This window comes from Winogradskyella marincola, assembly GCF_029624125.1.
GTDB classification, from domain to species: domain Bacteria; phylum Bacteroidota; class Bacteroidia; order Flavobacteriales; family Flavobacteriaceae; genus Winogradskyella; species Winogradskyella marincola.
This window is the reverse complement of sequence record NZ_JARSBN010000002.1, coordinates 120,740-132,676: the sequence shown is the minus strand read 5'-3', so window position 1 is coordinate 132,676 and position 11,937 is coordinate 120,740. Positions and strand designations below refer to the sequence as shown.

8 protein-coding genes are annotated in these 11,937 nt (G+C 35.2%); 4 read left to right on the top strand and 4 right to left on the bottom strand.

Going from position 1 to position 11,937, the window contains the following annotated elements; translation table 11 throughout:
- The first annotated feature begins 26 nt into the window (after positions 1 to 26).
- The 4 genes from P7122_RS03800 (at position 27) to P7122_RS03785 (ending at position 9,073) form a co-directional block, all read left to right on the top strand.
- Positions 27 to 4,265 carry a PQQ-dependent sugar dehydrogenase gene (locus P7122_RS03800; protein ID WP_278004452.1) on the top strand — a complete coding sequence of 1,413 codons (4,239 nt, stop codon included), beginning with the start codon at positions 27 to 29 and terminating at the stop codon, positions 4,263 to 4,265.
- A 124-nt stretch (positions 4,266 to 4,389) separates the two neighbouring features.
- Positions 4,390 to 7,794 (top strand): isoleucine--tRNA ligase, encoded by a 3,405-nt coding sequence (gene ileS, locus P7122_RS03795; protein ID WP_278004451.1) that lies wholly within the window; start codon positions 4,390 to 4,392, stop codon positions 7,792 to 7,794.
- Between the two features lie 6 nt (positions 7,795 to 7,800).
- Positions 7,801 to 8,184: a TraR/DksA family transcriptional regulator gene (locus P7122_RS03790; protein ID WP_278004450.1), complete on the top strand. Its 384-nt coding sequence runs from the start codon at positions 7,801 to 7,803 to the stop codon at positions 8,182 to 8,184.
- Positions 8,185 to 8,401: 217 nt separating this feature from the next.
- The gene (locus P7122_RS03785; RefSeq protein WP_278004449.1) at positions 8,402 to 9,073 is read left to right on the top strand and encodes a lipoprotein signal peptidase; all 672 of its coding nucleotides are present in this window, start codon (positions 8,402 to 8,404) and stop codon (positions 9,071 to 9,073) included.
- Here P7122_RS03785 and P7122_RS03780 read toward each other — a convergent pair.
- The 4 genes from P7122_RS03780 to P7122_RS03765 are packed head-to-tail and all read right to left on the bottom strand — an operon-like array spanning position 9,027 to position 11,891.
- Positions 9,027 to 9,590 carry a 5-formyltetrahydrofolate cyclo-ligase gene (locus P7122_RS03780; protein WP_278004448.1) on the bottom strand — a complete coding sequence of 188 codons (564 nt, stop codon included), beginning with the start codon at positions 9,588 to 9,590 and terminating at the stop codon, positions 9,027 to 9,029. The two genes, P7122_RS03785 and P7122_RS03780, sit on opposite strands and share 47 nt — an antisense overlap.
- Positions 9,587 to 10,555 carry a succinylglutamate desuccinylase/aspartoacylase family protein gene (locus P7122_RS03775; protein WP_278004447.1) on the bottom strand — a complete coding sequence of 323 codons (969 nt, stop codon included), beginning with the start codon at positions 10,553 to 10,555 and terminating at the stop codon, positions 9,587 to 9,589. Before P7122_RS03775 ends, P7122_RS03780 begins: the two co-directional genes overlap by 4 nt.
- Before the next feature lie 41 nt (positions 10,556 to 10,596).
- Positions 10,597 to 11,472, bottom strand: a complete 876-nt coding sequence (gene rimK / locus P7122_RS03770; RefSeq protein WP_278004446.1) for a 30S ribosomal protein S6--L-glutamate ligase — start codon at positions 11,470 to 11,472, stop codon at positions 10,597 to 10,599.
- Positions 11,472 to 11,891 carry an ATP-dependent zinc protease family protein gene (locus P7122_RS03765; RefSeq protein ID WP_278004445.1) on the bottom strand — a complete coding sequence of 140 codons (420 nt, stop codon included), beginning with the start codon at positions 11,889 to 11,891 and terminating at the stop codon, positions 11,472 to 11,474. Before P7122_RS03765 ends, rimK begins: the two co-directional genes overlap by 1 nt.
- Positions 11,892 to 11,937: the final 46 nt, after the last annotated feature.

Genomic DNA, 11,937 nt, shown 5'->3' with positions numbered 1-11,937 from the left:
ATATAACTAACATAGCAATAAACTAAATGAAAAGATTTTTACTCCTTAGCTTCTTTCTTTATTTTATCTCAATTGAAGCTCAAACCCCTTTTTCTCCAAGCTCATCAGCAACAACAAACGGTTCAGATTGGAGCACAACTAAAATAACACCAGACAATGCTTTAGATTACCCTTGGGAAATTACATACGGTCCAGACGATTATTTATGGGTTACCGAAAGAGTTGGTGAAAAAATAGTTAGAGTAGATCCTAATGCATATACAAGCTCACCTAGTGTAATGATAGATTTGTCAAGTAAAGTGGCAAATGCTAAGCAAGGTGGTCTTATGGGTATGGCAATACATCCTGCATTGTACTCAGATATAACTACTACAACTAACAATTATGTTTATGCAGCTTACACTTACAGTGATGGAGGTCTTAAACTAAGAATTGTAAGGTTAGTATATGATAATAATACAAATAGTTTATCAGAAGATACGTCGTTAGACGCTAACGGAACAATAATAGAAGGCTTACCTGGTAGTGCAGACCACAATTCTGGTCGTTTAATTATTGGGCCAGATCTAAAGTTGTATTATACAATTGGAGATCAAGGAGCAAATCAGTTTGATTACTCTTGTGACCCAATTTTATCTCAGGTTTTACCTACCTCTTCTACAGATTATGATAATTATCCAGGAAAAACGCTGCGCTTAAATTTAGATGGAAGCATTCCATCAGATAATCCAATTCTTGATGGTGTTCAGAGTCATGTTTATACTTATGGACATAGAAATGCTCAGGGTATTATTTTTGCCGCCGATGGTACACTTTTTAACTCAGAGCATGGAGCAAAAGTAGATGATGAAATTAATGTTGTAGAAAAAGGAAAAAATTACGGATGGCCAGAAATAGCAGGTTATTATGATAATATGGCTTACACTTATTGTAATTGGTCTTCTTTAGGAGGTGGTTGTAATGCTGGTTCTTTTAGCGACCATAACTGTCCTGCAGGCGCCGAGACTGCAACGGAGTATGAGTCTTATCCTACGGCAAATGATGTTCCAGCTAATTTTCAGCCACCAATTGGGACGTATAATAGTACTATAGCAACAGATCCTTCAGGTGGTTGGTTTACATGGCCAACGGTTGCGCCTTCAAGTATAGATATCCATGAAAATGGAAATATCCCAGGATGGGGAAGATCTTTATTAGTAACATCTTTAAAGAAAGGTACTATTTATAGAGCAAAACTTTCTGCTAATGGAGATGATGTTGTTGGTGATGTCTATGATGAGTGGCATTCTTCTAATGATAGATATAGAGATTTGGCAATTTCACCAGATGGATTAACAATCTATGCGGTTACAGATAATGGAGGTGGTACTTCGGGTCCTTCATCTACGAGTGGAGTATCTGTTGCAAATCCTGGTATGATTGTAAAAATAGAATATGTTGGTGCTTTAGTTTCTAATCCACCAGTTGCAAACTGTCAAGATATAACGGTTACTTTAGATTCTTATGGTACAGCTTCAATTACAGCTTCAGATATCAATAACGGATCTACAGGTGGATCTGCTGGTATTGCTTCGTTAGAAATTGATGATAATACTTTTGACTGTTCTGATGTTGGTGAAACCACAGAAGTTACACTAACAGTAACTGATAATGATGGTAATGAAAGCAGATGTACTGCAACCATAACAGTTCAGCCAAATGCTTCTCCAAGTCCTTTTGTGGCACCAGCTTTAGATGATATTGTAAGTAATTGTAGTATTACTGTTGAAGCTCCTACGTTAATAAATAATGCTTGTGTAGAAGTAACAGCAACAACAACAGATGCTGTAACATATAATCCAGGAGAGTCAGGTACCATAACATGGACTTTTGATGATGGAACTAATACAGATACAGCAACACAAAATGTTACGGTTAATACACTAGCAGTACCTTCAAGCTTAAATGTTGTACCGAGTACAACAACGGCTAACGTTTCGTGGGATGATATAAGTGATGTAACTTTTAATGTAAGATATAGAGAGGTTGGAGCATCCTCGTGGATAACAGAAACAGCATTTACAAACTCAATTGTAATTTCTGGTTTAACCCTTTCTACAGATTACGAACTACAAGTTAATGCAGATTGTGGTACAGGAGAATCTGCATACAGTTCACTGGTTAATTTTACAACTACAGCAATTAATTATTGCAATCCAGTAGTTGCATATTATCCGGATGATTTTTATATGAGTAATTTTCAGTTAAGCGATTCAGGAAACACTAATATCTTGTCGAACTCAAGTAATCAAAATGATGATGTAAATGGATATTCAGACCATACAGATGATGGATTAGCAATTCCGAACCTAAGAACTGGTGATGATTTTAATATTGAAATAACACTGGTAAATACGCATTCATGGAACAAAACATCAGGTCATAGTATTTGGATTGATTTTAATCAAGATGGAGATTTCGGTGATTCTGGTGAGCGTGTTTGGGGTACTACAGATGGAGATGATTTATTCCCTCATAACTCTATGATTACAGGTAGTTTTACAGTACCTGTATCAGCATTGTCTGGTAATACACGTATGCGTGTAGCATCAAGAACTTATTGGACACCAAATGACTCTTGTGAAATGGACTACGATGGGAATAATGGAGGCGAGTACGAAGATTATATTATCAATATTTTCAGTGGCTTGCTTTATAGTAGCAGTACATGGTCACCAAATCCACCAAGCGGCTTAACAGCTACAGAAGACATTTTTGTTTTAGATGGTACTTTTAATGTAACTTCAGATATAAATGTAAATAATGTACGAGTAGCCTCTGGCGCAACATTAAATATCGATAAAGCAAATTCAGTTACGGTTAACGGTAATATTGTTAATAATGGAGAGTTTGTTTTAAATTCAGATTCAAATGAATTTGCAAGTTTATTAGTAGAAGGTAGTGTTACAGGTAATTTAAAATACCATCGTTTTGTAAATTCAAACACTAACGGAAATGATTTAATAGCTCCGCCAGTTAATGGAGAAAGCTTCAGTGATTTTACTGCTAATAACAGTAATATCTATATGAACGCTGCCGAAACATTATATCTCTTTGGACATTTTGATAAATCTACAGGAGATTATCTTACCTATTCTACATCAGATGTTCTTAATTTAGAAGCAGCTCGCGGATACAGAACAGCTTCAACAAACGCTAGTACATTTACGTTTAACGGATCTGTTAAAACGGATCAGGCAGATGTGGCTATAGCAAATTCAGGACCAGCTTATCAAAGATGGAATCTTATAGGTAATCCATATACGTCGTATATTAAATTATCAGACTTCTTAGCAGCTAACATGTCAGAGTTTGAAACTCAAACAGCAGGTGTTTATGGTTATGATGCAAATGATGGAGATGGTAGCAATTGGGAAATCTGGAACTTGAGTTATTCTGATGCAAACCCAAATGCTTTGATAGCTCCAGGTCAAGGTTTCTTTGTGTCTTCAAAGTCTGGTGGTGGAAATATAACGTTTACACCTTCAATGCGAGCTAATGGATCTTCAGACGATTTTATTCCAGGCAGATCGGCTAATACAATTTCTTATGCAGGAATAAAGTTGAGCACAAGCACTAATGATTTTGTTACCGATTTCTATATTACAAACAATGCAAGTTTAGGTTTAGATACAGGTTATGATGCTGCACATTTAGGAGGAGTGTCTTCAACCTTTTCTATCTACTCAGAATTGGCAGAAGGTAACTTGGGAGAAAGTATGGCTATACAGGCAATAGGTCATGATGATGTTTCTAATAACGCCATTGTACCACTTGGTGTTAATGCAGCACAAGGAGAGCAATTAACGATAAGTTTAGTGGACTCAAACATCACTTCAAATGTATATTTAGAGGATGCTCAAACCAATACCTTTACATTATTAAATACAAATGATTATACCTTTACACCAAGTGTAAATTTAACAGGTGTTGGACGTTTTTATTTAAGATTTGAAAATAATGCATTGTCTGTAAATGAGACTAATCTAGAAAGTATAGATATACTTAGTAATAATGCTTTAGATCAAATAATTATAAAAGGTCTTATGGCAAATAATACAGAATTGAGTCTTTTCGATATCCAAGGACGTAAGATCTTAACGCAAACTTTAAAAGCATATAGTACTCAATATACTTTAAGCACAGTAAATTACACGAGTGGTGTTTATGTTGTGCAATTATCTGATGGAAATAGTACAATTACCAAAAAAGTAATTGTGGAATAACGTTTTCATTACAATAACTAAAAAAAAAAGCTACCAGAGACAAATCTGGTAGCTTTTTTTGGGTTTAAGACTTATCATTTACGCATAAATCCTTAATTTCGTGCCTCGAAAAGAAATGTAAATAATGAGTACAAAGTTCCCTGAATACAAAGGACTTAACTTGCCAAAAGTTGCTGAGGACATCAACAGCTATTGGGAAGCTAATAATATCTTCGAAAAAAGTGTAACTACCAGAGAAGGCAAAGAGCCTTACGTGTTTTTTGAAGGACCACCTTCTGCCAATGGTTTACCAGGCGTGCACCACGTATTGGCACGTGCTATAAAAGATATCTTTCCGCGTTACAAAACAATGAAAGGTTTCCAGGTAAAGCGTAAAGCGGGTTGGGATACACACGGTTTGCCAGTAGAGTTGGGTGTTGAAAAAGAATTAGGCATTACCAAAGAGGATATTGGAACTAAAATTACGGTTGAAGAATACAACGAAGCGTGTAAAAAAGCTGTAATGCGTTACACAGATATTTGGAACGACCTTACCAAAAAAATGGGTTATTGGGTAGATATGGATGACCCATATATTACCTACAAATCCAAATATATGGAGAGTGTTTGGTGGTTGTTAAAGCAGATTTATGATAAGAATTTGTTGTACAAAGGCTACACCATTCAGCCATATTCGCCAAAAGCAGGTACAGGCTTAAGTTCGCACGAGCTTAACCAGCCAGGAACTTATCAAGACGTTACAGATACTACAGTTGTTGCGCAGTTTAAAGCCATAGCAGAAACATTGCCAGATTTTCTTCAAGATGAAGGCGATATTCATTTCTTAGCTTGGACGACCACACCTTGGACCTTACCAAGTAACACTGCTTTAACTGTTGGTCCAAAGATTGATTATGTTTTAGTTGAAACATACAACCAATACACATTCAAGCCAATGAATGTGGTGTTGGCAAAAAGTCTTGTCGGTAAACAGTTTGATGGAAAATACAAGCAAGTAGAAACCAAGCCTGAACTTATTGAATTTAAAGAAGGCGATAAAAAGATTCCTTTCTACGTCGTTAAAGAATTCAAAGGAAAAGATTTAGTTGGTATTAAGTACGAGCAATTGCTAGACTATGCGTTGCCAAACGATAATCCTGAGAATGCCTTTAGAGTAATTTCTGGAGATTTTGTTACTACTGAAGATGGTACAGGTATTGTGCATACAGCGCCAACCTTTGGTGCAGATGATGCCTTGGTTGCAAAACAAGCTACACCAGAAATTCCACCAATGTTGGTAAAGGACGATAATGGTAATTTAGTGCCACTTGTAGATTTGCAAGGACGTTTTAGACCAGAAATGGGCGAGTTTGCTGGTAAGTACGTAAAGAACGAGTATTACAATGATGGTGAAGCACCAGAGAAATCTGTAGATGTAGAGCTTGCCATTAAATTAAAAATTGAAAATAAAGCCTTTAAGGTTGAAAAATATAAGCACAGCTACCCAAATTGTTGGAGAACAGATAAGCCAATTCTATATTATCCGTTAGATTCTTGGTTCATTAAAGTCACTGACGTAAAAGGTAGAATGCACGAGCTGAATACCACAATTAACTGGAAACCTAAATCAACAGGCGAAGGGCGTTTTGGTAATTGGCTGGCTAATGCTAACGATTGGAACTTATCACGTTCACGTTTTTGGGGAATTCCATTACCAATCTGGAGAACAGAAGATGGTAAAGAGCAGTTGTGTATAGGTTCTGTTGAAGAACTAAAAAGTGAAATAGCAAAAGCTATTGAAGCAGGTGTAATGTCTGAAGATATATTTGCAGACTTCGAGGTTGGTAATATGTCTGAAGAAAACTATGAAAAAATAGACCTACATAAAAACGTAGTTGATAAAATTGTATTGGTATCAGCATCAGGTCAACCGATGAAACGCGAAAGCGACTTAATAGATGTTTGGTTCGATTCTGGCTCTATGCCTTATGCACAATGGCATTATCCGTTCGAAAACAAAGATTTCATTGATAAGAAAGAAGCGTTTCCAGCAGATTTTATTGCAGAAGGTGTAGACCAAACACGTGGTTGGTTTTATACATTGCACGCTATCGGAACAATGGTTTTCGATTCTGTGGCATACAAAAATGTAGTGTCTAACGGATTGGTTTTAGATAAGAATGGGCAAAAAATGTCTAAGCGTTTAGGCAATGCTGTAGATCCATTTGAAACTTTAGCAAATCACGGAGCAGATGCAACACGTTGGTATATGATAAGCAATGCCAACCCTTGGGACAATTTAAAGTTTGATATTGAAGGTGTAGAGGAAGTAAAACGTAAGTTCTTCGGAACGTTATATAATACCTATTCATTCTTCAGTTTATATACCAATTTAGATGGTTTTAAATATGAAGAGGCAGATATTCCTCTAAATGAAAGACCAGAATTAGACCGTTGGATTCTTTCAGAATTAAATACCTTAATTAAAAAGGTAGATGAATATTATGCCGAATATGAGCCAACAAAGGCTGCGAGAGCCATTTCAGACTTTACTCAAGATTATCTAAGTAATTGGTATGTACGTTTAAGTAGAAGACGTTTTTGGAAAGGCGATTACCAAGCCGATAAAATTTCGGCATACCAAACGCTATATACGTGTATGGAAACCATCGCTAAGCTTGGTGCACCAATTGCGCCATTCTTTATGGATAGATTGTATTTAGACCTTAATGCAGTTACCCAAAAAGAAGGATTTGAGAGTGTGCATTTAGCAGAGTTTCCTAAGGCAGATGAAAGTGCTATAGATAAAGTGTTAGAGCGCAAAATGGAAAACGCACAGACAATATCATCATTAGTATTATCGTTAAGAGCTAAAGAGAAGATTAAGGTGCGTCAGCCGCTTCAAAAAATAATGATTCCTGTTGATAATGACCAACAAAAGGAAGAGATAGAAGCCGTTTCAAGTTTGATAAAACACGAGGTGAATATCAAGGAAATAGAGCTTTTACAAGACGCTTCGGATATTTTGGTAAAGCAAATAAAACCAAATTTTAAAGCACTTGGACCACGTTTTGGTAAGGATATGAAGTTGATAGCCAGCGCAATAAGTGCGTTTTCGGCTGAAGACATCAAAAAAATTGAGCAAAACGGAAGTTTAGACGTTGAAATTAATGGAAAAAACATTACTTTAGGACTTGAGGATGTTGAAATTACATCTCAAGATATTGAAGGATGGCTAGTTGCTAATGAAGGTGCTTTAACGGTAGCTTTAGATGTTACAATCACAGAAGAATTACGAAAGGAAGGTATTGCTCGTGAGCTCGTAAACCGTATTCAAAATTTGCGTAAAGATTCTGGATTTGAAGTTACAGACCGCATTGATGTTCAACTGCAAAATGATGCACAAGTTGCAGCTGCAATCGCTTCAAACGAGGAGTATATCAAATCTGAAACCTTAACCGAAGATTTAAAATTAATGGATAATTTAAACAATGGTATAGAAATTGCTTTTGATGAAGTAAATACCAAATTATTCATCCAAAAACATTAAAAAACTATGGCAGCAGATACTAAAAATAGATATTCAGATAAAGACTTAGAAGAATTCAAAGTTTTAATTCAAGAAAAAATAAGTAAAGCTGAGCACGATTTAGAATTAATAAAAAGTGCTTATATGAATGACCATAATAATGGTACGGACGATACATCGCCTACATTCAAGGCTTTTGAAGAAGGAAGTGAAACTATGAGTAAAGAGTCTAATTCGGCATTGGCTATTCGCCAAGAAAAGTTTATTAGAGATCTTAAAAATGCTGTGATTAGAATAGAAAATAAGACTTATGGTGTTTGTAGAGTTACAGGGAAGTTAATCAATAAAGAGCGATTAAAGCTTGTACCGCACGCAACGCTTAGTATCGAAGCTAAGAATATGCAGAAGTAGCAAATTCCTGCGAAAGCAGGAATCTAAAAGTATGCTTATAAATAAATTCATATACAGACCTCACAGGTTTTTAAAACCTGTGAGGTCTTTTGTTTTATTTCTATTGTGTTTAGCTTAAGAACATCAATGTTCTTATTCAGTTGCAAGACAAGAATAAACCATTACTTTTGCTTTATTGTTTAATATTAAGAGATTTCTGCCTTCGCAGGAATATAGTATGTCATTAAAAAAAGCCTCAATAATTATTATTCTTATTTTATTGGTTGATCAAATCAGTAAAATTTATATCAAAACACATTTTGCCCTAAATGATGGCGTTACTGTGTTTTCATGGTTTAAAATTGATTTTATAGAAAATGATGGAATGGCTTGGGGAACTAAACTGAGTGATTTTTTTACCTTTATTTCAGATAAGTCAGCAAAGCTTATTCTTACGCTTTTTAGAATTGTAGCTGTTACAGGTATTGGTTTTTGGTTGGTAGATGTTACCAAAAAGAAAAAATCTAAAACATTAATATTTGCTATTTCTATAATATTTGCTGGTGCTTTAGGTAATATATTAGATTCTGTTTTTTACGGAGTTTTGTTTAGCGATAGTCATATGCAGGTTGCTACTTTTTTGCCAAAAGAAGGAGGTTATACAGATGTGTTTTATGGTAATGTTGTAGACATGCTTCATTTCCCGATTTGGAGTGGCCAATTACCAAACTGGTTACCTTTAGTAGGAGGGAAAGCATTTTCTTTTTTTGATCCTGTTTTTAATGTGGCAGATGTTGCCATAAGTACAGGAATTGGTATTTTGATTGTGTTTAATAAGAAAGCTTTTAAGGAAGAGTCTATTTCTAAAACTGAACCACGCGATCAGGAGTTACACAATAGTCTAGTTTAATATCATTTACGGAAGCTTCAAAGGTTTCCGCTTCAACCTCAAAAAAAGATAAACCAATTTTTATGGTTTCGGGTTTGCAATTTGCTAAGAACCGATCATAAAATCCTTTGCCATAGCCTATTCGGTTTCCGGTGTTGTCAAAAGCTAAAAGGGGTACAAAAACAACGTCTATTTGAGTTGAGTTTATTTCTATACCATCTACAGGTTCAGGAATGTTGTAGTCGTTTTTTCTAATAGTAGTATTGTCTGTTAAAAGAAAATGCGTCATAGAAGCATCTTCAAAATTACTTTTAGAAATTACTATGTTTTTATCTTTTCCTGCTAGAATATTTAAGATGTATTCTGTGTTTACTTCTTTTTGTTCTTCAATACATAAAAAAATATGATAGAAGGATTTGTTCCAAATATCAAGTTGTAGTAATCGGTTTGCAATGGCAAGACTGAAGTCGTCAATTTGATCTAAGCTAAGTGATTTTCGTAAAGCTTTATATTGTTTGCGTACCTCAGATTTCGTCATTGTTGAAGCTTTGTAGAAATATGAAAAATAGCATCTCCTTGATAAATTATTGGAGATTCATTAACGTTAAAAATGTAACCGTTGTTAGGTGCCTTTACAAAATGATTAAAACTACCATAAGGATCTGTAATGTGCCCCAAAACATCTCCTTTTTTTACAAATGTGTTAACATCTACAGAGGCCTTAAACATGCCAGAGTGGTTGGCTCTAATCCACTTGCTGTCTAATATTTTTATACAGCTTTTTTTAGGCTTAGAAACTTTAAAGTTTCTATTAAGCATGCCTAGGTGGTTCAAAATTCTTTTAGTACCATTAACACCAGTATTGGTAACGTTATTATCTATATGGAAGGATTTGCCACCTTCAAATAAAAGCATTGGTATGCCAAGTTTATAACACGTGTTTCTAAAGGATTTGTTTAAGTTTTTGGTATAGTAGATTATTGGAGCGCCAAAAATCTGAGCAAGCTCGTCTAAGACCACATCGTTTTTAATAATTCTAATTTGAGCTGCGTTAAAACGATCTGCTCCACCTGTATGAAAATCTAATATTAAATCTGCATGAGGCACTATTTCGGTCATTAATTTATGAGCAACTCTACTTGCTAGCGAGCCGCTTTTTCCTCCCGGAAAGACGCGGTTAAGGTCTCTGCCATCAGGAAATTCTCTATCCATGTGTATAAACCCAAAAACATTAATTACAGGAATACATATAATTGTTCCCTTTTTTGGTTTGTTAATGCCTTTTGAAATTATTTGACGCACAATTTCAACTCCATTAACTTCATCTCCATGGATACCAGCAGTAATTAATACTATAGGTCCAGGTTTTTTAGATCGCTCAATAATAACAGGGACTTCAATGGTATTTTGTGTGTGAAGTTTGGCAACGCTAAAACTTACTTTAGCACTTTCGCCTAAAGCTACTTTTTTTCCTAAGATATTTAGTACTTCTTTTTCGCTCATATATACTTCCCGTAAAAAGAGAATCTTGTTAGTTATTTTTTTTACTTTCTATTTCTTTCAATATAAGTAATAATAGCTCTTGCTATGTTTTTTTGTGTAGCACCTTCAATACCTTCTAGTCCTGGTGTAGAATTAACTTCCATTATTAAAGGACCTCTGGCAGATTGTAGCATATCTACTCCACATACAGGAAGCTTTAATGCTCTAGCTGCTTTTATGGCTAGTTTTAATTCATCATCAGAGAGTTTTATAAGATTGGCACTGCCTCCTCTGTGTAAGTTAGAGCGAAACTCGCCTTCTTTACCTTGTCTTTTCATCGCGCCAACAACTTGCCCATCAACAATTAGAGCTCTTAAGTCGGCACCTTTAGCTTCTGCAATAAACTCTTGTACTAAAGCTCTTGCTTGTAGTCCGTTAAAAGCTTCTAATACAGACTCTGCAGCATTTTTAGACTCTGCTAAAACGACGCCAAGACCTTGTGTACCTTCTAATAACTTTATAATTACAGGAGGTCCGCCAACATGGTCTAAAACTTCTTCAACATCGCGAGAGTAGTTTGTAAAAACCGTTTTAGGCATACCAACACCAGCTTTAGATAGGCGCTGAAAGCTACGTAGCTTATCTCTACTTCTTATAATAGAGTCTGAAGTTACGGTTGTAAAGACATTCATCATTTCAAACTGTCTTACCACAGCACAGCCATAAAAAGTTACCGAAGCACCAATACGAGGTATTACAGCATCTACATAATCTAAGTAACGATCTTTGTAGTATATGGTTGGTTTTTCTTGTTCTATTATAATATCGCACTTAAGCGGATCTATAACTTCGACATCATGGCCTCTGTTTTCACCTTCTTCAATAAGTCGGCGTGTAGAGTATAATTGCGAATTACGCGATAGAATGACAATGTTCATTAGTTGTGTTTTTTAAACGATTGGTTTTCTAAGTCAACATCGACTAAGAATTTTTGTTTTAAAAATTGACGGCCAATTAAGACCGGAAATTTCATGTCGTCTCTAGTGCTTAAAGTTAAGTTAATCTTATAAGTTTTTCCAAAGAATATAGCAGTTGTTTTTATTTTGTACCTGTTTTCTTTATGACCATTACTACTTTTTACATCTGTAAATGTAAACTCGTTAAAAGTAACTTCTTTACCATTAAAGTTAGGATGTCCTTTGCTTTTAAAGGTGCAATAAAGCTTGCCGTCTTCTTCTCTTATTTTTGAGCAATGTATAGCAGAAGTGTAAGCACCTGTGTCTATTTTTACATCAATTTCATTAAGATGTAATTGCGGGAAGTCAATTTTATCAACTCGTCCCAAAACCTTTTTCATAGTTATATTAGTTTTTAAAAAAGTGGCACAAGATAGTTATAAAGTT